The following is a 21,300-nucleotide window of genomic DNA, read 5'->3' as shown; positions in this document are numbered from 1 at the left end:
TGCCGGAGTGAACGATGCGTCGTAGCGAGTTTCTGCGCGCGGTCGACACCGAGTTCCAGGCACGAGCATCGTCATTGGTGAACGATCTCGGACTCTCGGCTCTTCGTGGTCGCACGGCGCTCGAGGCGTTGGCCGACGGGACACCGCCCCGTGAGATCTGGCTCGCGCTGTGCGTGGAGATGGACGTCCCGGAGAACCGGCGTCACGGTGTCGGCCGTCTGGAGCCGCGCGGGCACTGACTCCGTCGGCGATGTCCGCGGGTTACGGCACACGGTGTGCGATCGGCGGCGTGTCGTCGAATATTCGTTCGAAGAGAGCGTAGTCTTCTGCACAGGTGGTTCAGAGCTGTGATTGTCCACCGAACGTGAGTTTGCCGAGACGATGTCGGTGGCCCCTCGTACGGTGGAGAACAAGCCGAAGAGCCATACGCCTTGTCGGAGAGTCACTCCCAACCGGGAGGGCCGCGACAGCCTACAGGCGGCACCGCGCGCAGAAGGAGCACATCATGCCATCACCCGCAGACCGCGAGAAGTCCCTCGAGACCGCCCTCGCCCAGATCGACCGTCAGTTCGGAAAGGGCTCGGTCATGCGGCTGGGCAGTGATGAGCGCGCCCCCGTTGCGGTCATCCCGACCGGCTCCATCGCGCTCGACGTCGCCCTCGGCGTCGGCGGACTCCCGCGTGGTCGAATCGTCGAGATCTACGGACCGGAGTCCTCGGGTAAGACCACGCTGACGCTGCATGCGATCGCGAACGCACAGCGCGCCGGCGGTATCGCGGCCTTCATCGACGCGGAGCACGCTCTCGACCCCGACTACGCAGCAAAGCTCGGTGTCGACATCGACGCGCTCCTGGTGTCGCAGCCCGACACCGGTGAGCAGGCGCTCGAGATCGCCGACATGCTCGTTCGATCCGGGGCGATCGACCTGATCGTCATCGACTCCGTCGCCGCGCTCGTGCCGCGCGCCGAGATCGAGGGAGAGATGGGTGATTCGCATGTGGGTCTGCAGGCTCGACTCATGTCGCAGGCGCTTCGCAAGCTGACCGGTGGCCTGAACCAGACGAACACCACGATGATCTTCATCAACCAGCTCCGCGAGAAGATCGGTGTCTTCTTCGGCTCGCCCGAGACCACGGCCGGTGGTAAGGCATTGAAGTTCTACGCGTCCGTCCGGATGGACATCCGTCGTATCGAGACGCTGAAAGACGGGACCGATGCTGTCGGTAACCGCACCAGGGTCAAGGTCGTGAAGAACAAGATGGCTCCGCCTTTCAAGCAGGCGGAGTTCGACATCCTCTACGGCGTCGGCATCTCACGCGAAGGCAGCCTGATCGATTTCGGCGTCGAGCATGCCATCGTCAAGAAGTCGGGCTCGTGGTACACCTACGACGGCGACCAGCTCGGGCAGGGCAAGGAGAACGCCCGTACGTTCCTGCTGAACAACCCCGATATCGCTCTCGCGATCGAGACGCAGATCAAGCAGAAGCTCGGTATCGGTGCGCAACTCGTCGCTCCTGACGCCGCTGACGAGCTCGCCGAGCGTCGTCCGGCCTGATGAATGACACACGTGGGGGCGATTCCGAGCGGATCGCCCCCATCATTCCTCTCTTCGGCGGTGCTCGCCCTCAGGGCGACCCCGGCCGGAGCGCTGCGGTAGGAAGCGACGTCGCCTCGGAAGCCGAGCCCGGCCACACGAACGACGCCGGAGCGTGGCGATCGACGTGGGACACTCCGTCTCGCGGATCCGCGCTCGGGACGACGTCCGATGCGGGCACGCCCAGTGACCGCCATCCCGCCCGACGAGCATCTGCGAGGCCGGGAGCCGGGCGAGCAGGCGAGGCGAGCTCAGGGCCCCGTCTCCATGCGCTCGACACATCCAACGAGGCGTCGGGTGGCGACGAGGTTGATCCGGACGAGGCCCGTACCGCGGCCGAGGAGTCGCTCGTACGGAAGCTGCGAGCCCGCTCACTGTCGGTTTCCGAAGCGCGTCAGATGTTGCGGGGACACGAGCTCGACAGCGCCACGATCGACGAGGTGATCGAAGACTTCGGACGCCGAGGCTACCTCGACGATGCCGCTCTCGCCGAGGTTCTGGTGACGTCGGGAGTGGAGCGGAAAGGGCAGGGGCGAGTCGCACTCTCCCGGGCGCTGGCCCAGCGGGGCATCCCGCGCGAGGTTATCGATGTCGCGCTCGATGAGTTACCCGACGATGACGACGAACGTGCTCTCGAGTTCGCTCGGAGCAAGGCTCGTTCGCTCGCCCGGTTGGACCACGACACGGCGCTTCGGCGTCTGATGGGGCAGCTCTCGCGTCGCGGCTACAACGGATCGACAGCGATGAAGGCGGCGAAGACGGCATTGCAGGAGGCGACGTTCGGCAGGGGGACCTCGGGCGTCCGATTCGTCGACTCGGACTGAGATCCCGACGCGGCACACGCGTGGAATCGGCTCGTACAATGGGTTGATCATGACTATTCCGCGCAGTGAACCGACGATCATCAGTGCGTCGTCGGCGGCCGTCGACGACGACGGGCGACAGCGATCCTACGAAGTCCGCACCTTCGGGTGTCAGATGAACGTGCATGACTCTGAACGGCTCTCCGGCTCGTTGGAGAGCGCCGGCTATGTGCGTGCGCTCGACGGTGCCGAAGCCGATGTGGTGATCATCAACACCTGTGCCGTGCGAGACAACGCCGCCGGCAAGCTGTACGGCACGCTGGGGCACCTCGCCTCGGTGAAGCGACGCAAGCACGGCATGCAGATCGCGGTGGGCGGGTGTCTGGCGCAGATGGACAAGCAGGCCGTCCTCGACAAGGCTCCGTGGGTCGACGTCGTGTTCGGAACCCACAACATGGGCTCATTGCCCGGCCTCCTCGAGCGCGCACGCCACAACGGTGATGCCGAGCTCGAGATCCTCGAGTCGCTCGAGGTCTTCCCGTCCACGCTGCCGACGAAGCGCGACTCCGCGCACAGCGGCTGGGTATCCATCTCCGTGGGCTGCAACAACACCTGCACCTTCTGCATCGTCCCCAGCCTGCGCGGGAAGGAGAAAGATCGTCGTCCCGGCGACATCTTGAACGAGATCCGTTTCCTCGTGGATGACGGCGCGATCGAAGTCACTCTGCTCGGGCAGAACGTGAACTCCTACGGGGTCGAGTTCGGCGATCGTCAGGCGTTCGGCAAGCTCCTCCGCGCGGCGGGCGAGATCGACGGACTCGAGCGGATCCGGTTCACCAGTCCGCACCCCGCGGCATTCACCGACGACGTGATCGATGCGATGGCCGAGACGCCGAACGTGATGCCGCAGCTGCACATGCCGCTCCAGTCCGGAAGCGATCGCATCCTCAAAGCCATGCGTCGTTCGTACCGCAGCGAGCGTTTCCTCGGAATCCTCGATCGGGTCCGCGAACGAATCCCGAACGCGGCGATCACCACCGACATCATCGTCGGATTCCCGGGCGAGACGGACGAGGACTTCGAAGACACACTGCGCGTCGTCGAACAGGCACGATTCTCTGCCGCGTTCACCTTCCAGTATTCGATCCGCGAGGGCACCCCTGCCGCCACGATGGAGGACCAGGTGCCCAAGGAGATCGTGCAGGAGCGGTACAACCGACTGATCGCCCTGCAGGAGCGCATTTCCCTGGAAGAGAACCAGAAGCAGGTCGGTCGCGAGGTCGAGGTGCTGGTCTCGACCGGCGAAGGCAAAAAGGACGCGGAGACCCACCGGCTCACTGGCCGCGCCGAAGACAACCGGCTGGTGCATTTCGAGGTGACCGACGGTTCGGCTCTTCCGCGGCCGGGCGACGTCGTGACGGTCACGGTGACCCATGCGGCACCGTTCCACCTGCTCGCGGATGACCCGACCGGCGCTCCGCTGCGCATCCGTCGGACCCGCGGCGGCGACGCGTGGGATCGCGGGCAGGCCGAGTCCTGCGCGGTCCCGACGCCCGCGGCAGAGGGCGGCCCGCGACCGGTCTCGCTCGGCCTTCCCACGCTACGCGTCGGAGTGTGAGCGACCCGCGCCTCTGGGCGATCGTCGGGGCGACCGGCACCGGGAAGAGCGAGCTTGCGCTCGATCTCGCGGAGGCGTTGCGTGCTCGGGGCAACCCGGCCGAGATCGTGAACGCCGACGCCATGCAGCTCTACCGGGGCATGGACATCGGAACCGCGAAGCTGCCCGTGGCAGAGCGGCGCGGCATCCCGCACCACCTGTTCGACGTGCGTGAGGTCGCCGAAGAAGCGGCGGTGGCCTGGTATCAGCCGGTGGCGCGAGAGGCGATCGGTGCGATCCATCAGCGCGGCGGGGACGCGATCCTCGTGGGTGGATCCGGCTTGTACGTGTCGAGCGTCGTCTACGAGTTCCACTTCCCGCCGCGCGACCCTGCGATCCGTGAGCGCCTCGAGCGCGAGTTGGAGTCCGCAGGCCTCGCCGGACTGCTCGAGCGTCTCCGTTCCCAGGATCCTGCGGCGGCGGCGAAGGTCGACCCGCGAAACAGCCGCCGCGTCATCCGAGCCCTCGAAGTCCTCGAGCAGGGGAGCAGTACACACGGCGCCGCCTTGCCTGAAAGGCCCGTGCTGTGGCACCCGCGAACACGGGTGATCGGCCTGCACGTCGATCGCGCCGACCTGGTGCCTCGCCTCGATGCCCGCGTCGAGCGGATGTGGGAGGCCGGTCTCGTCGCAGAGGTCGCAGGCCTGCGGGAGCACGGCCTCGAACGTGGTGTCACCGCTCCGCGAGCCATCGGCTATGCGCAGGCCTTGGCCCAGCTCGACGGGAGTCTGAACGAAGCCGCCGCCATCGCTCAGACGCAAGCCTTGACCCGCCGTTACGCGCGTCGGCAGGTCTCGTGGTTCAAGCGGTACCCGGAGCTGGAGTGGTGGACCGCACCCGCGGACGCGGAGGCGCTCCTCGGAGCCGAGACCGCGTCGTCGTGACCGACCGCCTTCGATGTCGGTGAGTGGTGGGAGGCTGAGGGCATGGTCACCCATTTCTTCACCGCCTCCAGCCTCGACGGGTTCATCGCGACAGACGAGCATTCGCTCGATTGGTTGCTGACGCAGGATGTCGATCCCGATGGTCCGATGGGGTACAACGCGTTCGAGAAGAACGTCGGCGCCCTGGCCATGGGGTCATCGACGTACGAGTGGGTCATGCGCCACGAAGAGGGTCGATGGGGCTACAGCCAGCCGACCTGGGTGTTCTCCCACCGTGAACTCCAACTCCCGAAGAACGCCGATGTGCGGCTGACCCAGCAGGACGTGCAGAGCGTTCATGCCGAGATGTCGGCGGCGGCGGGCGATCAGGACATCTGGATCGTCGGCGGGGGAGACCTTGCGGGTCAGTTCGCCGATGCGGGGCTGCTGGACGAGGTCTGGGTGCAGTATGCGCCCGTGACGCTGGGCTCCGGCGCACCTTTGCTCCCGCGCAGGCTCGACCTCGAGCTCCTGGAGGTCGCGCGCAATCGGAACTTCCTGTGTGGACGCTATTCCGTGGTGTCCGCGTGAGCGTGTCGAACGAGTCGCCGACCTACGGTGCGGCGGACTGGGCCGTCCGTCGGTTCGAACGCGTTCATATGGACGCCGTCGTCGCTCTCTGGGAAGAAGCCGGGCTCACGCGGCCGTGGAATGATCCGCGTGTCGACATCGAGCGCAAGCTCGCCATGCAGCCCGAAGGGTTCCTCGTCGCGGTGACGAAGGACGACGAGGTGATCGGATCGGTGATGGCCGGGTATGACGGTCATCGAGGGTGGCTCTACTACCTCGCGACGGCAGCGTCTCACCGTGGCCTCGGAATCGCGCGAGCACTGGTGGCGGAGGCCGAGCGCGTGCTCGAAGCGATGGGATGTCCGAAGGTGCAACTGATGGTCCGAGAGGGCAATGAACACGTCCTCGGCTTCTACGATGCCCTCGGGTACGAGCGGTTCACCGTGGCCAACACGGGAAAGCGTCTCGTCTCCGACGCCTAGCCCCGCTCTCTAGACTGGGGGCATGGTCGCATTCACCAAAGGGCACGGCACGGGCAACGACTTCATCATCATCGCTGACCCCGACGGGGCACTCGATCTGACGGTGGAACAGGTCACCGTCCTCTGCGACCGCCACTTCGGTATCGGTGCGGACGGCATCCTCCGCGTCGTCCGATCCGAGGCGATCGCCGATGGCGAGGCCGCGCTGGCGGAGGAACCTGCTGCCGAGTGGTTCATGGACTACCGCAACGCCGACGGTTCGCTCGCCGAGATGTGCGGTAACGGCATCCGGGTGTTCGCGCACTACCTGGTTCGCTCCGGTCTCGCGACCATCGAGCACGGATCCACCCTGCCCATCGGTACGCGGGCCGGTGTGCGCGACGTGACTCGAAGCGCGACCGGATACCAGGTCGACCTCGGCCGCTGGAAGCTCTCGGGCGACGACCCGCTCGTGCGTGTCGACGGGCTCCCCGTCACGCGTCCCGGCCTCGGGATCGATGTCGGCAATCCGCACGTCGTCGTGGCGCTCGCCTCGGAAGCCGAGCTCGCCGGCCTCGAGCTGCACCGCGCACCTGATCTCGATCCTTCGCTTCCCGAGGGGGCGAACGTCGAGTTCGTCGTGCCAGGGGAGCCGCTCGTGCGCGATGGCGTCGGACACGTGAGCATGCGCGTCCATGAGCGGGGTGTGGGCGAGACCCTCAGCTGCGGTACCGGCGTCGCCGCGACAGCGCTGGCCGTACGCTACTGGGCGGGGGAGAAGGCGCCGAACAACTGGCAGGTGGAAGTGCCGGGCGGCACCCTCGGCGTACGCATGTTCCCGGCCGAGGACGGGGAGCACGTCGCGCTCTCAGGCCCGGCCCAGCTGGTGTTCCAGGGCGAGGTCGACCTCGTCTGACCGTCGTCCAAGACGACGGCGACAGTCACTACTCGGAGAGTGCGATCGGCTCCGTCGGGAGCGTGCCGTGCTTACGGACCTTCAGGATCCGGTACCCCTTGCCGGTGGCGGTTCGGAAGACGCTGTAGCCCGGATGGAACGTCGCGCCGATCCAGCGCTGCAGCGAGTCGGCCCCGAGGTTGCGCTGCACCACGAGCCACGCGTCGCTGCGCTCGTCGAGTCGCGGGATCCACCGTTCCAACAGCCCGTGGAGCTCGTTCTTGCCGACGCGGATGGGCGGATTCGAGCGGATCGTGCGGAACGACACGTGCGCGGGAACATCGTCGGGCAGAGATGCGTTGACATTGGTGAGCCCGAGAGCAGCCGCGTTGCGGCGGACGAGATCCAGGGCGCGCTCATTCACGTCGACGGCCCACACCGTCGCATGGGGAGAGGCGAGGGCCATCGAGATCGTGACAGGACCCCAACCGCTCCCGAGGTCGAGAAGGTCGCCGCCCGGGGGAACCGGAGGCGTGTTGGCGAGGAGCACTGCAGTGCCGGCGTCGAGACGATCCGGGCTGAAGACACCACCGGCGGTGGTGAGTTCGAGCTCTCGACCTGCGAGCGATACGCGGATCTTACGAAGGTTCTCGGGGCTTGCCGGGGCCGCAGTGAAGTAGTGATCGGACCCCATAGGGCGAGCGTACCGGACAGCGCGGGCTAAGGTTAAGGCTCGCTACGAAACGCAGAGACAAGGAACGGATGACGGAGACCACCACCCCCTCCACCGACGACCACACCGTCGATCGCGTACTCGCGAGCGCAGAGAAGCGTTCCGACGTGCACGTGTTCGGCGCAGCACAGGCGCTGCAGGATGAATCGACGGCCTCCCACGGAAGCACCGATGGTGCGCAGTGGGACCTCGAAGACCGTCACGCGCTTCGTCGCGTCGGCGGGCTTTCGACAGAGCTCGAGGACGTCACCGAGGTCGAGTACCGGCAGCTGCGTCTGGAGAACGTCGTCCTCGTCGGCGTGTACCCGCAGGGCGCGCAGGAGGATGCCGAGAACTCGCTCCGTGAACTCGCGGCGTTGGCGGAGACCGCCGGTGCCGTGGTGCTCGATGGCGTGCTTCAGCGCCGGCCGCATCCCGATGCCGCCACATATCTCGGTCGCGGCAAGGCGCAGGAACTCAAAGACATCGTCGCCGCCGTGGGCGCTGACACCGTGATCGCCGACACGGAGCTCGCGCCGAGCCAGCGTCGTGCACTCGAAGACGTCGTCAAGGTCAAGGTCATCGACCGCACCACGGTGATCCTCGACATCTTCAGCCAGCACGCGAAGAGCCGTGAGGGCAAGGCCCAGGTCGAGCTCGCGCAGCTGGAATACCTGCTTCCGCGTCTGCGCGGATGGGGTGACTCGATGAGTCGTCAGGCCGGTGGGCAGGTGGGCGCCGGCGGCGCAGGCATGGGCTCGCGCGGTCCCGGTGAGACCAAGATCGAACTCGACCGTCGGCGGATCCGGACCAAGATGGCTCTGCTGCGGCGCCAGATCCGAGACTTCGGCCCGGCTCGTGAGGCGAAGCGCGCCGAGCGCAAGCGCAACACGATTCCGTCGGTCGCGATCGCGGGGTACACGAACGCCGGCAAGTCGAGTCTGCTCAATGCGCTCACGAGCGCCGGGGTGCTGGTCGAGAACGCGCTGTTCGCGACGCTCGATGCCACGGTGCGGCGATCCGAGACGGAGGACGGACGCGTGTACACGTTGACCGACACCGTCGGTTTCGTCCGTGACCTGCCGCATCAGCTCGTCGAGGCCTTCCGTTCGACGCTGGAAGAGGTCGGCGAAGCCGACGTCGTGCTCCACGTCGTCGACGGCTCGCACCCCGACCCGGCGGGTCAGCTTCAGACCGTGCGCGACGTGCTCGGTGATGTCGGCGTACGGGATCTGCCCGAGATCGTGGTCTTCAACAAGGCGGATCTGATCGACGAGGACGAGCGTCTGGTGCTCCGCGGCCTCCAGCCGCAGGCGCACTTCGTGTCTTCACGGTCCGGCGAGGGAATCGCGGAGCTGCGTGCCGCCATCGAGGACGCACTCCCGAAGCCGGCAGTCGAGGTCCACGCGGTGATCCCCTACGATCGCGGCGACCTGGTGGCCGCGATCCACGAGTCCGGGATGTTGCTCGCCGTGGATCATCGGGAGGAGGGTACCGCCGTTCATGCTCGGGTGTCCGAGCGTCTCGCGGCGGAGCTCGCTCCCTTCGCGACGCCGGAGTGATCCGGGTCAGCGGGCGAGGAAGCGGGCCTCGACGGTCGCCGAGATGACGATCTCGTCCGGTTCGTACTCCATCACGGGGCCGGCGTCGGCAGCGAAAGCGATACCTCCGCGCGCCTTCATCAGCGGCGCCTCTGCGGAGCCCTGAGCCTTAGAGATCAAGCCCGCGTCGGCGATCTCGATGGGGGTGACCTGCTCCAGTCCGAGCGCCCCGGCGTACGCCTGAGCCCGTGTGACGGCGACGCCGACAGCTTCCGCAGCGACCTCTTGTTCGACCTGCGTCCGGGTTTCGGGGGTCAGATGCCACTCGACCCCGCCCACCTCGACGCCGTCCCACGGCGAGATGTCGGAGGCCCAGATCGAAAGCTCGGAGGCTTCCGCGAAGGTCGCGGTGAAGTCGACGCTGGCGTAGAACACGGGTGCGAGGCGCTTGCCGTCGTTGCTCCACGGCCGCTCCGCACGCACCGAGAGACGAGTGCTGGTCCAGTCCACGATGCTGCCCGCGTCGGCTCGCTCGGTGATGCTGTGTCGCACAGGGTCGGCCAGTCGCATCACGTGTTCGACGACGACCGTCCGCTCCGGCCCCTCGCTGCGGACGCTCACGCGGATGGTTGCTCTCTCCGGTGCGACGCGCCTCTCGTGCTCGCCGCGGACGGTGACGGTGACTTCACTCATGGGCCGACTCTACGCCAGCTCATCACCCCCGGCGGAATGGCGGAGAGCCGTCGAACGTTGTAGTCTGAGATGCTCGGGTGTTCGTCATCCGGGTTGGCAATTCCATAGTGTGACAACGGCTCCTTCGAGAGAAGGACCACGGGGCTGATCGGTTTCGACAGCGCCTGTGAATCCACGAGAAGCGGGCCGAGGATGCAGAGTTATCTCGTAAACGCTCTCTGCAAAAAAATAGTTGCCGAAACCAAGCGCAACGACTTCGCCCTCGCTGCATAAGCGAGCCCGATAGTCCGTCAGGCCGTATGTGATTCCGATACGGATCCTGGCGTCATCTAGGAATCTTGCTGCGTGATGGCGTCTGGACGTCACGTGGGACTCTTCCCAGGCTGGGCTCGTCGACTTAGGTGTCTGTGACAAAGGTCGGAGCCGAGCAGAACGTCTTCACAGACTGCGCCCGGAGAAGGCGTGGAGACTCAGCGTTGGACGGGGGTTCGATTCCCCCCAGCTCCACCACGTCGTTGTCACAGGAATTGAAGCCCGCCTCCCTCGTAGCCACGAGAGAGGCGGGCTTCGCTGTTTGTCCGGCTTCTCATCCGCCAGCGCGGTCCGGTTGTCGTGCAGACCCGAGACGATTGCCTCACACCACTTGGGTGTAGGGCACTGTCATGACCGCGTCGACGTAGCCGGGGGCGGCGAAACGGATCGTGATGATGCCGTCCCAGAAGGAACTCCCGCCGTTGGGCGTCTCCGCGCCGTACATGATCGGCAGCGACGTGTCGCCGTCGTAGATGGAGACGGTCGGGATCGAAGTCGTACCAGCTGGGGCGGAGGCGCTGAGGATGACGGTCGTGTGAAGCTGGTTGTCCGGTGCCCCCTGCAGGTAGGTCCAACCCGTGACTCCGGCCTCGATGGGCGGCGTGCCGCCGCCGTAGATGTAGAGGCCCTGCGCGCCGGCGTTGGCGCCCGTGCCCTGCCACGTGATCGTCATGGTCACGTCGGTCGGAGCCGGTGCGGCCGGGGAGAGAGCGAGCTGCCCGGTGAGGGTGAACTCCGAGCTCCACTGCGGACCGGTGAACGTGAGGACGACGCCGCTCGCGTCGAGGGCTCCTCCGCTCGCCGCGTGCGCGGGGGCGGCGACAGTCACGGCGACGACGGGCACAGCCCAGGCCGCGGCGCCGATCACGGTGCGGCGAGAAAGCGCTGAGCGCGCGGGGACGGGGCTCTGTTCGGGCACGGGGCATCCTTCGGTACGGGTGGAGCGGCCCGACAGCTGAGGCCTCGGCGCCTGGAAGACGATAGCAGAGACGAGTAGCCGGTCAGCGAGACCCGGCCGCTGTGGATGGCGGGGCAGGGACCTATATTGAGGTCTGTGGAGTCGACGACCGAAACTGACACGAACGGTCTGACGCGCGCGGAGGTCGCAGAGCGTGTCGCGTCCGGGAAGACGAACGCGTTCTCGGCGGACACGAGCCGAAGCGCGTGGAGCATCGTGCGGGCGAATGTGTTCACGCTCTTCAACGGCATCGTCTTCGCCTGTTTCCTCGTGCTGTTCCTCGTGGGGCGCTGGCAGGATGCGCTGTTCGGACTCGCTGCCTTCGCGAACGCGATCATCGGATGCGTGCAGGAGTTCCGCGCGAAGTCCGCGCTCGACCGCCTCGCGCTGATGAATGCGCCACGAGCATTGGTGCTCCGAGAGGGCGTGCAAGCCGAGGTCGCACCCGGCGAAGTGGTCCTGGACGATGTGCTCATCCTGCGCGCCGGTGAACAGGTGCCGGCCGATGCCCGCGTCCTCATGTCGCGCGGTCTCCAGATCGACGAGTCGATGCTCACGGGCGAATCGGACCCCGTGGAGAAGCAGCCGGGCGACGATGCTCTCTCGGGTGCTGTCGTCGTCGGCGGCGAAGGGACTGCTCAGGCGACCCGAGTGGGGGCGGACTCGTACGCGAACCGCTTCGCCGGCGAGGCCAAGCGCTTCTCCCTCGTCTCGAGCGAGCTCCGCGCTTCGGTCGACCGCGTTCTGAAATGGGTGAGCTGGGTCATCGGCCCGGTCGGGCTGCTGGTGCTGAACGCTCAGATCATCGTCGGTGGAGGATACGCCACGGTGTTCTCGAGCGGCGCATGGGTGCAGGCGGTCGTGAACACCATCGCGGCGCTGACCGCGATGATTCCGCTCGGCCTGGTGCTGATGACGAGCATCGCCTTCGCCGTCGGGGCATCGAGACTCGCGCGTCGACAAGTGCTGGTCAATGAGCTCCCCGCCGTCGAGGGCCTCGCGCGCGTCGATGTCGTGTGCCTCGACAAGACCGGCACCCTGACGGTCGGGGAGATCGGTTTCGACGTGGCGCATCCCCTCGCCGGAAGCACGACGGAGCTCTCCGGCACCGCCGCGGCGGTCCTGTCCTGGTTCGCCGCCTCGCCGGATGCGAACGCGACGGCGCGATCGATGGCCACGGCGTATCCGGTCACGCAGCCTCTCGTCGTGCGCGGCTACGTTCCGTTCTCCTCGGCGCGCAAGTGGAGCGCGGCGACGTTCGCGGAGATCCCCGGAACCTGGGTGATGGGGGCACCCGAGATGGTCTTCGGAGACGTGGCGACGTCGGACGCGACCGAGCTCGGACGCATGGTCACCACCCTCGCCGAGACCGGTCGGCGCACTCTGGTCCTCGGTCGTTCCGAGACACCGCTGTCCGAGGCGGACGTCGAGTCCGAGCAGCTTCCGAGTGAGCTGACGGCCGTCCTCGTCCTCACTTTCCGCGAGCAGGTCAGGCCCGACGCGGCGCAGACCCTCGAGTACTTCACACGGCAGGAGGTCGGCATCCGGATCATCTCCGGCGACAACCCGCGCACGGTGGCTGCGATCGCCCGTGAGGTCGGCCTCGACGTCGCGGAGGGCTACGACGCACGGCGGCTACCGGAAGGCGATGCCGAACTCGCCGACGTCCTCGATCGGCACTCGGTCTTCGGACGCGTCACCCCCGAGCAGAAGAAGCGCATGGTCACTGCGTTGCAGAGCCACGGGCACACGGTCGCCATGACGGGCGACGGCGTCAACGACGCCCTGGCGATCAAGGCTGCGGACATCGGCATCGCCATGAACTCCGGATCGCCCGCCACCAAGGCGGTCGCCAGGCTCGTCCTCCTCGACGGACAGTTCTCGCACCTGCCCGATGTCGTCGCGGAAGGGCGTCAGGTGATCGCGAACATCGAACGCGTGTCGATGCTCTTCCTGAACAAGACCGTGTACGCGACACTGCTCGCGATCATGTTCGGGGTGCTCGTGCTCGAGTTCCCCTTCCTGCCGCGCCAACTGTCGATCACCGATGGCCTGACGATCGGCATTCCCGCCTTCTTCCTCGCCCTCATGCCCAACGCGGCCCGGTACGTGCCGGGGTTCCTGCGACGTTCGCTGAGCTTCGCGATCCCTTCGGGAGTCGTGGTCGCCCTCGGCCTGACCTGGTACACGTTCGTCGCGCGAGGCCTCGGAGTCCACGAGGAACAGCTGCGGACGGGGGCCACCGTGATCCTCGCTGTGGTCGGGATCTGGATCTTGGCGGTGCTCGCACGTCCGCTCAACCGGTTCAAGGTGTTCGTCGTGGGGGCGATGTTCGTCCTGCTGATCGCGGTCTTCACCATCCCGCTCGCCCGAGAGTTCTTCGTACTGGTCGACCCGGGTGAAGACCTCGCCATCGCGCTCACGGGTATCACGATCGTGATGGTCGCCGCGATAGAGGTCGTGCGTCTGCTTCATCGCCGCCTCGTCCTGAGCCCGAAGACGGCCACGACCACGCGGGTCGGCGCGCGGCCGTCGACGGCGACGACCCCTCCGGCTCGCGTCGTTGCGGGCATCATCACGACAGTGGTCGTGGTGCTCGCGTATGCGTTCGGTGTCCTCGCGACGGGCTTCGGCATCCTCGTCTTCCTCGGTCGCTACGACCCGGATGTGAGCACGTCGGCGTTCTCCCTCGCCGGTGCGGCGATCGCCTTGTTCGGCCTTCTGGTGCTCGCGGTCGCTGCCGGAATACGTCGTGGCAGTGGACTCTCGCGGCTCATGCTCACGATCTTCCTCGGGGTCGCCATCGCGCTCAACGCCGTCGTCATCGTCTTCGGCGAGCGGTGGGACTGGGGTGCGGCGGTGACGGTGCTGGTGGCTGCGACCGTCATCACGCTGATGTGGTCACCCCCGGTCGCGCGGGGATTCGGACGCATCAGAGAGAGCTCGATGGGCGCCGCGCGGCCGTAGCGACGTCTTCAGCCCGTCCACTCGACGAGGATCAGGCCCTGCCTGGTGTCGGCGAACTTCACCCATCCGTCGCCGAACAGGTAGGTCATCCCATACCCGTCCGCATCGGTTCCCATCGAGTACTGAGGGTCCTCGGTGAAGTAGACGCCCGCGGCGTCGTCTTCACGCTTCCACCCTTCGGCGAGGAGACCGGCCTGCGCGTCGGCGGCTTCTTCCGATGTCGTCGGCGACCAGCCGTAGAGCTGACCGTGATCGGAACCGACGCTGTAGTCGGCCCAGAAGCACAGCAGGCCCTCGGTGAGTTCGACGCCGCCCACGACGAACTCCTTGGACTGTGCGGTCCATCCGGCGTCCGTGAGAGCGGTGACCGTCCCCGCCGAGATCATGGACTCGCACGTGAGCTCCTCGGCAGGAGGCTCGGGCGCCGTCGATGCTGCCGGCTCGGGAGTCGCCACGGGACTCGGGGTCACTCGATCCGGAGTAGGCGTGGCCGGCGACGCCTCCGGTGCCGCGCACGCAGTCAGGGCAGCGATGAGCAGCACGACGCCCGCGGTGGCGGACATGATGCGCGTCTTCATCGCGGGCCCCTTTCGTCCGGATCAGTCGTTGATGAGTGTCAGGAAGTCGTCGTGGAGACGGCCGTTGGTTGCCAGTGTCGAGCGCGCCGAGATCGTCTCGTCTCCGTCGACGGCGGTCATCCGGCCACCCGCTTCTCGGACGATCGGCACGGCGGCGGCGATGTCGTACTCCTTGACGCCGAATTCCGCGACCATGTCGATGCGGCCCTCGGCGAGGAGCATGTACGCGTAGACGTCACCGTAGGCGCGGTCACGCCAGACTCGTGCGCCGATGCTCAGCAGGGTGTCGAGACGACCGGCGTCCGCCCACTGCGCGATGCTCTGGAAACTGACGCTGGCGTCGTCGAGGGAGTCCACCGCCGAGGTCTGCATCCGTCGGGGCTCGCCTTCGGTGGCAGTCCAGGCTCCGCCACCCATGGCCGCCCACCAGCGGCGACCGAGAGCGGGCATACTCACGACGCCGACCTGCGGCACTCCGTCAATCGCGAGCGCGATCATCGTGCCCCAGAGCGGAACGCCACGGAGGAAATTCGCTGTGCCGTCGATCGGATCGATGATCCACTGGCGGTGGGTGCTTCCCTGTGCGCCGAACTCCTCACCGAAGATGCCGTCTTCGGGGCGCTCGGCTTCCAGGACGCGGCGGATGGCGCGCTCGGTGGCGAGGTCGGCATCCGTCACGTGGGAGTTGTCAGCCTTGGTCGAGATCTCCAGATCGGCGGCGTCGAAGCGGGGGAGCGACTGGGCGTCGGCGGCATCGGCGAGGCGGAGTGCGAGTTCGAGATCGCTGCGAAGGGAGTCGGTGAGGGGGGAGTCGGTCACGGTCTCAGAATAGTCGTCACGACGGCGTGGCCAGAGTGTCGAACGGCCAGGTTTCCGCGTGAGTCGGCGGCGGCGCGCCCGAGGCGACCCCGATTTCACATGGGGTCCGTCGGCTGGTAATGTAATTCCTCGGTCGGGGTTCTCCCGGGCCACGCACCTCTAGCTCAATCGGCAGAGCAACTGACTCTTAATCAGTGGGTTCTGGGTTCAAGTCCCAGGGGGTGCACCAGAAAGGTCTTGAAACTCTCGCCAGTTTCAGGACATTTCGTCGTTCATGGAGATCTCCCGACGGATTTCCGGGAACTCGCGTAACGGAATCGGCAGGACGTCGTCTCTCCCCGTGGGGATACGCCGCACCTCGTACGGATGCGCTGCTGTATGACAGCAGGATCCGGGTGTGGCGTGTCAAGAGAACTGGGGAGAAACGTGAACACACATCCTGGACGTGCACGCGCACGCCGAACGACCATCACGGCCATCGCCGCGACAGCGCTCACCGCTGTCATGACGTTCGTGGGCGCCGGAGCGGCGACAGCCGCGGAGTACGACTATCCCGCGGCCATCGACGCGGCATCGATCACCGTCACGACGATGAACGGTGGATCATCGGTCACGCAGTACCAGCAGATCCGTGTCGATGCCGAGTGGGCGGTGCCGGACGGCGCCGTCGGCGGGCAGACGTTCGGATTCACGCTCCCGAGCCAGCTCGGACGCGCCGGAATGACCTTCTCGGTGCCGTCCGTCGAGGATCCGAGTCAGACCGTCGCCGAATGCACCGTGAGCGCTGACGCCGCTCCCGTCGTCACCTGCACGCTCACAGACTTCGTGGACGGACGCACGGGAGTCAACGGATCGCTGTGGTTCGCAGCCAGCGCTGACGAACAGACGACCGAGAGCACGGTGGAGTTCGTCGTCGACGGCAAGATCACGCCCGTCGAGGTCCCCGGTGGCGGGATCGGTCCGGCGTCGCCCTTGCCCACGGAACCGCAGAAGTGGTCATGGCAGACGGCCGACGGCAGGATCGCGTGGCAGCTGGTCCTTCCCGGCGCACAGTTCCAGAACGTCGATTCCCTCGTCATCCACGACATGCTGACCACGGCTGACGACCAGTTCGCGGAGCATCACAACGAAGATGGGGCGCTCGTCGTCTGGAGCACGGACGGACTCGACCAGGACGCCAAGGACGTGTCGAACTGGACCGGCGGCTGGAACGCGGAGGGAACGGGGTTCGATCTCGTGATCCCCGGGCCGATCGACCCGACGCGCACCTACTTCGTCAAGTACTTCACCGTGCCGAGTTCGCAGGCCTCCGGCGCCACCTACGGGAACGTGGCCGACGTGAACGGTCTCACGCTGCGGAATGACCTGGCCTGGCGCGTCACGGGCGGGGGCACAGGCGACGGCAGCGCGTCGGGTGACTTCACGCTGACCAAGGTTCTCGAAGGATCGGGCTCGTCGGAGGTTCCGGCCGACGCGGTCTACACGGTCCGCTACAGCTACGGCGAACCGGCGGTGGAGCGGACGCTCAGGGTGGCTGCAGGAGAGGCGACGTCTCGAATTCCGTTGCCTGCGGGTACCGTCGTCACCCTCGTGGAACTCACGCCTCCAGCCGTCGAGGGGGTCGAGTGGGGTACGCCTGTGTTCTCCGGCAGCGGCGTCAGCGGGCGGGCTGATGGGTCAGCCCAGTTCACGATCGGCGGGGGTGCGGCCATCGCGATCACGCTCACGAACACCGCCACAGTGACGCCGCCGGTGGTTCCGCCGACCACGCCCGACACGGGCACCCCGCCCGACGCGGTCACCCCGCCGAACGAGCTTCCGCTGACGGGGCAGGGATCACTTGCCACAACCGGTGGAGACGTGCCGGCGGGGTACCTCTGGGGCGGTGGAGCAGCGCTCCTGCTCGGCATCGCTCTGACGGTGTTCGCTGGGGCACGCGCCCGCCGACGTCAGGAGTAAGACGCAGCTCGGTCGACCCGTGCTACGCGACGGGGATGACGGCCCCGTTCGTGATCACCCGAAGCTGCTCGAAGGTGAGGGGCATCACGGTGTGCGGGTGGCCGGCCGCAGCCCAGAGCTCATCGTGATCCTGGAGCGCCTCGTCGAGGAAGGTGCGCAGCGGCGCGGGGTGTCCGACGGGCGCCACGCCGCCGATCGCCTGGCCGGTGGCGGCGCGGACCACGGACGCCGGTGCCATCGAGATCTCCACCGCCCCGATGCTCTCGGTCAGGACGGCGAAGTCTGCGCGGTGTCCGCCGCTGGTCATGATGAGGACGGGTTCGCCATCGGCGAGGAACACCAGGCTGTTCGCGATCGCCGCGACGTCACATCCGATCGCGGCCGCCGCTTCGGCCGCCGTGCGCGCCGAGTCGGGAAGGACGCGGATCGTGGTGTCCACGCCCGCATCGACCAGGTGCTGTTGCACGAGCCTGCTGCGTTCCGGGAGGAGGGTGCCTTCGCTCATCGCCCCACGATATCCAATGCTGCTCCGCCGCCTGTGTCCTCCTGGTCAGCCGGCGTCGCCGACGAGGATCGCGGCCGCATCCTCGGTGGCGGTGTCCTGCGGCTCGTCGTCGATGTGTGCGAGAACGCGTCGACCGAGGAACACGGTCAGCGCGGCGAGCAACACGGACACCGCCGCGAAGAGGTACGGCACCGTCGCGTTGAATGCGTGCCACAGCAGGGCGGCGATCGGAGGCGCCATCGCACCTCCGAGGAAGCGCACGGCCGAGTACGCGGAGGACGCGACCGAGCGCGGGAGATCCGTGGCCTCCATCACAGCCTCGGTGAGCACGGTGTTCATCACGCCGAGCAGCAGGCCGCCGATGACGATGCACGCCACCAGGGCCGGTGCGCTCCCGACGACGAGCCCGGCGACGACCAGATCGGCCGCGAGCAAGGGGAGGACGAGAAGGATGATGCGGGTGCGCGGTATCCGACGCATCAGCACGGGGGCCACCCAGACGCTCGTGACGGCGAGGGCGACTCCCCATCCGAAGAAAGTGAGACCGATGCCGAGCGCGCCGAAGCCGAGGGGGAACGGCGAGAAGGCCAGCAGCACGAAGAAGCCGATGTTGTAGAACAGCGCAGCGATCGCGAGCGTCGCGAGCGCTGGGCGACGCAGTGCCGTGAACGGAGCGGAGAACGGCACCGGCACCCTCTTCTCACCCGGACCGCGGAGCAACACGAGCACGGCGACGAAGGCGATCGCCATCAGTACGACGACGCCGAAGAACGGTCCCCTCCAGCTCTGCTCGCCGAGGACGCCGCCGAGCAGAGGGCCCACGGCGATGCCGAGGCCGAGCGCCGCTTCGTACAGGATGATCGCCGCGCTGCTCCCGCCGGACGCCGCGCCCACGATGGTCGCGAGCGCCGTCGAGATGAACAGCGCGTTTCCGAGCCCCCATCCGGCACGGAAGCCGATGACTGCGTCGACGCTGCCGCTCACGGCGCAGAGAAGCGCGAAGACCACGATCAGCGCGAGGCCGATCAGCAGGGTCGCTTTTGCGCCGATCCGGCTGGAGATCCAGCTGGTGACGAGCATCGCGAGCCCTGTGACGAGGAGGTAGCTGGTGAACAGCAGTTCCGTCTCGACCGGAGACGCCTGGAGCGAATCGGCGATCGCGGGAAGGATGGGATCGACGAGGCCGATGCCCATGAAAGCGACCACGCACGCGAACGCGACCGCCCAGACCTGCGCGGGCTGCTTCCACACCGATGAGGTGGTGGGGGTGTTCACCGAGATTCTCCTGTTCGTTCTGTGGCGGTGTGTGCGGCGAGGATCTCCGCCGCACGAGTGAGAGCCGACCAGTCCTCCTCGCTCAACGCAGCGAACCGAGGCGCCAGCGTCTCCCGGAACTCTGCACGCCACGCATCGATGGCAGCGGCGCCCTGCGGCGTGATGTCGACGACGGTCGCGCGGGAATCGTCGGCGTCGGGGGAGCGGAGGACGAGTCCCTCGCGTTCCAGGCCCCCGATGAGCCGGGTCATCCCGGGCTGGGTCGTGCGGGCGGCAGCAGCGAGCTCTCCCACACGTCGCGATCCTGACTGCTCCAGAAGGCTCAGCACTCGCCACTGTGCAGCAGGTGCGTCGTTGCCGGCATCCTGAGCGGCGATGCGTCCGAGGGCATATCCCGAGAGCACCAGTGATGGGATGACATCCGAGCGATTCATACCAGAGAGTATATACCCGGTGGTATGTAACTGGATCTAGCGTCGAGCGCCGGCGATCCGGGCGGAGAGCTGGTGGGCGTGCGCGAGAAGGGTTCGTCCGAGCTCGGCCAGACGATCGGGACCGAATCGGAACTCCACGCCCGTCAGGCTCAATGCCCACTCCGGTCGCCCGCTGCGATCGAAGACGGCCGCGCCGATGCCCCAGCTGCCCTCGACGATCAGGCCGGGGTTCACCGAGTATCCGCGCTCCTTCGTCTCGGTCAGGCGGGTGCGCAGAGCGGAGGGGCCGTGTGCCCGCCCCCACCCGCTCTCAAGCTCGGGGTGCCGGCCGAAATACGCGTCCACATCGTGGTCAGGAAGGAAAGCCAGGATCGCGAGCCCTGCACTCGCCACACCGAGGGGGAACCGGACTCCTTCGCTCAGGACGAAGGAGCGGATCGGGAACGAACCCTCCTCGCGCAGCAGGCACACCGTCTCGTCCGCACGGCGCACCGAGAAGAACGCGCTCTCCTCGGTCTTGACGGCCAGTGAGCGCACGATGTCCCGTGCGAGCGCGGTCACGTCGTAGCGCGCCGCCGCCACGGACCCCATGAGGAACAGCTCAGGGCCGGGCATCCAGAGCGTGCTGTCCTCGTCTCGATCGACGAGCCCCTCGGCCCGCAGTGCGCTCAGGAGGCGGTGCGCGGTCGAGCGGGACAGGTCGGCGGCGTGGGCGAGGTCGTGCAGGCTCGCGCCGTCCACGCCGGAAGACGTCACGAGGCGGAGGAGGCGTGCCGCTCGGGCGATCGCCTGTGCGCCGGGGACGGAACGGTCGGGGGATTCCATATTGTGGACGCTACCTCCGGATGTGACCACATCACAAGAACGGACTGCCCCCGGGCGCCGGGAGAGGGGGAAGCTGGAGACACGCACGCTTTCGAAGGAGCAGACGTGATCGACAAACAATGGGAGTCACCGGCCGAAGCCGTCTCCGACATCCCGGACGGCGCCTCGCTGGCCGTCGGTGGCTTCGGCCTGTCCGGCAATCCGATCGCCTTGATCGAGGCACTGCTGGCACAGGGGACGAAGGACCTCAGCGTCGTGAGCAACAACTGCGGCGTCGACGACTGGGGGCTCGGGGTCCTGCTGGCCGCGCAGCGCATCCGGAAGATGACGTCGTCCTATGTGGGGGAGAACAAAGAGTTCGAGCGCCAGTTCTTGAGCGGCGAGCTCGAACTCGAACTCACGCCTCAAGGGACCCTGGCTGAGAAGCTGCGGGCAGGCGGCTCGGGCATCGCGGCCTTCTACACGCAGACCGGCGTGGGCACCCAGGTCGCGGAGGGCGGTCTGCCTCGTCGATACAACTCGGACGGCTCGATCGCCGTCGCCTCTCCCGTCAAGGACGTCCGCGCGTTCGACGTGGACGGCGTGCCCCAGGAGTTCGTCCTGGAAGAGGCCATCGTCACCGACTTCGCGCTCGTGCACGCGGCGCAAGGCGATCGCCACGGCAACCTCGTCTTCAACAAGGCGGCACGCAATTTCAATCCCCTCGCCGCGATGGCGGGCCGGATCTGCATCGCGCAGGTCGAACGACTCGTGGAGCCGGGCGAGCTCGACCCCGACAGCATCCACCTCCCCGGAGTCTTCGTGCACCGCATCGTCGAGGTCGGCACCGATATCCCCAAGCGCATCGAACGGCGGACCGTCGCCGTGGAAGGAGCCTGA

The 21,300-nt window shown here is 67.2% G+C and carries 21 protein-coding genes, 1 tRNA gene and 1 other RNA gene; 14 read left to right on the top strand and 9 right to left on the bottom strand.

Features of this window, described 5'->3' with window-relative positions; genetic code table 11:
• Positions 1–14 precede the first annotated feature (14 nt).
• The 8 genes from LVJ59_RS03425 to dapF all read left to right on the top strand — a co-directional run bounded on the left by LVJ59_RS03425 (position 15) and on the right by dapF (position 6,864).
• Positions 15–239 (top strand): DUF3046 domain-containing protein, encoded by a 225-nt coding sequence (locus tag LVJ59_RS03425; protein WP_047519286.1) that lies wholly within the window; start codon positions 15–17, stop codon positions 237–239.
• 266 nt (positions 240–505) lie between these two features.
• Entirely contained in the window at positions 506–1,555 is a 1,050-nt protein-coding gene (gene recA / locus LVJ59_RS03420; protein ID WP_047519284.1) for a recombinase RecA, read from the top strand.
• 437 nt (positions 1,556–1,992) lie between these two features.
• The gene (locus LVJ59_RS03415) at positions 1,993–2,418 is read left to right on the top strand and encodes a regulatory protein RecX (RefSeq protein ID WP_232762000.1); all 426 of its coding nucleotides are present in this window, start codon (positions 1,993–1,995) and stop codon (positions 2,416–2,418) included.
• A gap of 49 nt (positions 2,419–2,467) precedes the next feature.
• Positions 2,468–4,015 (top strand): tRNA (N6-isopentenyl adenosine(37)-C2)-methylthiotransferase MiaB, encoded by a 1,548-nt coding sequence (gene miaB, locus LVJ59_RS03410; protein WP_232761999.1) that lies wholly within the window; start codon positions 2,468–2,470, stop codon positions 4,013–4,015.
• Complete coding sequence (gene miaA / locus LVJ59_RS03405) at positions 4,012–4,938, top strand: tRNA (adenosine(37)-N6)-dimethylallyltransferase MiaA (protein ID WP_232761998.1); 927 nt, start codon at positions 4,012–4,014, stop codon at positions 4,936–4,938. The genes miaB and miaA overlap by 4 nt, the downstream gene beginning before the upstream one ends.
• A 42-nt stretch (positions 4,939–4,980) precedes the next feature.
• Complete coding sequence (locus LVJ59_RS03400) at positions 4,981–5,508, top strand: dihydrofolate reductase family protein (protein ID WP_232761997.1); 528 nt, start codon at positions 4,981–4,983, stop codon at positions 5,506–5,508.
• A complete protein-coding gene (locus LVJ59_RS03395; protein WP_256536307.1) occupies positions 5,505–5,969 on the top strand; it encodes a GNAT family acetyltransferase in 465 nt (154 codons plus the stop codon). The genes LVJ59_RS03400 and LVJ59_RS03395 overlap by 4 nt, the downstream gene beginning before the upstream one ends.
• A 22-nt stretch (positions 5,970–5,991) precedes the next feature.
• Complete coding sequence (gene dapF / locus LVJ59_RS03390; protein ID WP_232761996.1) at positions 5,992–6,864, top strand: diaminopimelate epimerase; 873 nt, start codon at positions 5,992–5,994, stop codon at positions 6,862–6,864.
• A 28-nt stretch (positions 6,865–6,892) separates the two neighbouring features.
• On the opposite strand, the gene LVJ59_RS03385 is transcribed toward dapF, so the two are convergent.
• The gene (locus LVJ59_RS03385; protein ID WP_232761995.1) at positions 6,893–7,537 is read right to left on the bottom strand and encodes a class I SAM-dependent methyltransferase; all 645 of its coding nucleotides are present in this window, start codon (positions 7,535–7,537) and stop codon (positions 6,893–6,895) included.
• 68 nt (positions 7,538–7,605) lie between these two features.
• On the opposite strand from LVJ59_RS03385, the gene hflX reads away from it, so the two are divergent.
• Positions 7,606–9,117, top strand: a complete 1,512-nt coding sequence (gene hflX, locus LVJ59_RS03380; protein WP_232761994.1) for a GTPase HflX — start codon at positions 7,606–7,608, stop codon at positions 9,115–9,117.
• A 6-nt stretch (positions 9,118–9,123) separates the two neighbouring features.
• Here the strand turns inward: hflX and LVJ59_RS03375 are convergent, their stop codons facing one another.
• Positions 9,124–9,789, bottom strand: a complete 666-nt coding sequence (locus LVJ59_RS03375) for an SIMPL domain-containing protein (protein ID WP_232761993.1) — start codon at positions 9,787–9,789, stop codon at positions 9,124–9,126.
• A 140-nt stretch (positions 9,790–9,929) separates the two neighbouring features.
• Between LVJ59_RS03375 and ssrA the strand changes: the two genes are divergently transcribed.
• Positions 9,930–10,299: a transfer-messenger RNA gene (gene ssrA / locus LVJ59_RS03370) on the top strand.
• Between the two features lie 124 nt (positions 10,300–10,423).
• Here ssrA and LVJ59_RS03365 read toward each other — a convergent pair.
• Entirely contained in the window at positions 10,424–11,020 is a 597-nt protein-coding gene (locus LVJ59_RS03365; RefSeq protein WP_232761992.1) for a hypothetical protein, read from the bottom strand.
• Positions 11,021–11,155: 135 nt separating this feature from the next.
• On the opposite strand from LVJ59_RS03365, the gene LVJ59_RS03360 reads away from it, so the two are divergent.
• Entirely contained in the window at positions 11,156–14,026 is a 2,871-nt protein-coding gene (locus LVJ59_RS03360; RefSeq protein WP_232761991.1) for an HAD-IC family P-type ATPase, read from the top strand.
• Between the two features lie 8 nt (positions 14,027–14,034).
• Here the strand turns inward: LVJ59_RS03360 and LVJ59_RS03355 are convergent, their stop codons facing one another.
• Both LVJ59_RS03355 and LVJ59_RS03350 read right to left on the bottom strand, forming a co-directional pair.
• Entirely contained in the window at positions 14,035–14,604 is a 570-nt protein-coding gene (locus LVJ59_RS03355) for a hypothetical protein (RefSeq protein ID WP_134353595.1), read from the bottom strand.
• Between the two features lie 21 nt (positions 14,605–14,625).
• On the bottom strand, positions 14,626–15,423 hold the full coding sequence (locus LVJ59_RS03350; RefSeq protein ID WP_232761990.1) for an inositol monophosphatase family protein: 798 nt from the start codon (positions 15,421–15,423) through the stop codon (positions 14,626–14,628).
• A gap of 153 nt (positions 15,424–15,576) precedes the next feature.
• Here LVJ59_RS03350 and LVJ59_RS03345 point away from each other — a divergent pair.
• Together LVJ59_RS03345 and LVJ59_RS03340 are read left to right on the top strand one after the other, a co-directional pair.
• Positions 15,577–15,652, top strand: a tRNA-Lys gene (locus tag LVJ59_RS03345).
• Positions 15,653–15,849: 197 nt separating this feature from the next.
• Positions 15,850–17,382: an Ig-like domain-containing protein gene (locus LVJ59_RS03340; RefSeq protein WP_232761989.1), complete on the top strand. Its 1,533-nt coding sequence runs from the start codon at positions 15,850–15,852 to the stop codon at positions 17,380–17,382.
• A gap of 22 nt (positions 17,383–17,404) precedes the next feature.
• Here the strand turns inward: LVJ59_RS03340 and LVJ59_RS03335 are convergent, their stop codons facing one another.
• From LVJ59_RS03335 to LVJ59_RS03320, 4 genes are read right to left on the bottom strand one after another with little or no spacing between them, the layout of a single operon-like run.
• A complete protein-coding gene (locus LVJ59_RS03335) occupies positions 17,405–17,887 on the bottom strand; it encodes a YbaK/EbsC family protein (RefSeq protein WP_134353598.1) in 483 nt (160 codons plus the stop codon).
• A 45-nt stretch (positions 17,888–17,932) separates the two neighbouring features.
• On the bottom strand, positions 17,933–19,168 hold the full coding sequence (locus LVJ59_RS03330) for an MFS transporter (RefSeq protein ID WP_374199066.1): 1,236 nt from the start codon (positions 19,166–19,168) through the stop codon (positions 17,933–17,935).
• A complete protein-coding gene (locus tag LVJ59_RS03325) occupies positions 19,159–19,596 on the bottom strand; it encodes a MarR family winged helix-turn-helix transcriptional regulator (protein ID WP_232761987.1) in 438 nt (145 codons plus the stop codon). The genes LVJ59_RS03330 and LVJ59_RS03325 overlap by 10 nt, the downstream gene beginning before the upstream one ends.
• A gap of 36 nt (positions 19,597–19,632) precedes the next feature.
• Positions 19,633–20,421: an IclR family transcriptional regulator gene (locus LVJ59_RS03320; protein ID WP_232761986.1), complete on the bottom strand. Its 789-nt coding sequence runs from the start codon at positions 20,419–20,421 to the stop codon at positions 19,633–19,635.
• A 105-nt stretch (positions 20,422–20,526) separates the two neighbouring features.
• Between LVJ59_RS03320 and LVJ59_RS03315 the strand changes: the two genes are divergently transcribed.
• On the top strand, positions 20,527–21,300 hold the full coding sequence (locus LVJ59_RS03315) for a CoA transferase subunit A (RefSeq protein ID WP_153243963.1): 774 nt from the start codon (positions 20,527–20,529) through the stop codon (positions 21,298–21,300).

The organism is Microbacterium sp. KKR3/1, from assembly GCF_021272365.1.
Taxonomy (GTDB): domain Bacteria; phylum Actinomycetota; class Actinomycetes; order Actinomycetales; family Microbacteriaceae; genus Microbacterium; species Microbacterium aurugineum.
Note: the sequence above shows the minus strand (reverse complement) of the source record. Positions and strands in the feature narration are given on the sequence as shown.

Bases quoted from the DNA above. Each gene is read 5' to 3' on its own strand.
- LVJ59_RS03325 (WP_232761987.1), bottom strand. From the start codon at position 19,596: ATGAATCGCTCGGATGTCATCCCATCACTGGTGCTCTCGGGATATGCC.
- LVJ59_RS03400 (WP_232761997.1), top strand. From the start codon at position 4,981: ATGGTCACCCATTTCTTCACCGCCTCCAGCCTCGACGGGTTCATCGCG.
- LVJ59_RS03355 (WP_134353595.1), bottom strand. From the start codon at position 14,604: ATGAAGACGCGCATCATGTCCGCCACCGCGGGCGTCGTGCTGCTCATC.
- LVJ59_RS03385 (WP_232761995.1), bottom strand. From the start codon at position 7,537: ATGGGGTCCGATCACTACTTCACTGCGGCCCCGGCAAGCCCCGAGAAC.
- dapF (WP_232761996.1), top strand. From the start codon at position 5,992: ATGGTCGCATTCACCAAAGGGCACGGCACGGGCAACGACTTCATCATC.
- LVJ59_RS03425 (WP_047519286.1), top strand. From the start codon at position 15: ATGCGTCGTAGCGAGTTTCTGCGCGCGGTCGACACCGAGTTCCAGGCA.
- hflX (WP_232761994.1), top strand. From the start codon at position 7,606: ATGACGGAGACCACCACCCCCTCCACCGACGACCACACCGTCGATCGC.
- LVJ59_RS03320 (WP_232761986.1), bottom strand. From the start codon at position 20,421: ATGGAATCCCCCGACCGTTCCGTCCCCGGCGCACAGGCGATCGCCCGA.
- LVJ59_RS03375 (WP_232761993.1), bottom strand. From the start codon at position 9,789: ATGAGTGAAGTCACCGTCACCGTCCGCGGCGAGCACGAGAGGCGCGTC.
- miaB (WP_232761999.1), top strand. From the start codon at position 2,468: ATGACTATTCCGCGCAGTGAACCGACGATCATCAGTGCGTCGTCGGCG.
- LVJ59_RS03415 (WP_232762000.1), top strand. From the start codon at position 1,993: ATGTTGCGGGGACACGAGCTCGACAGCGCCACGATCGACGAGGTGATC.
- LVJ59_RS03335 (WP_134353598.1), bottom strand. From the start codon at position 17,887: ATGAGCGAAGGCACCCTCCTCCCGGAACGCAGCAGGCTCGTGCAACAG.
- recA (WP_047519284.1), top strand. From the start codon at position 506: ATGCCATCACCCGCAGACCGCGAGAAGTCCCTCGAGACCGCCCTCGCC.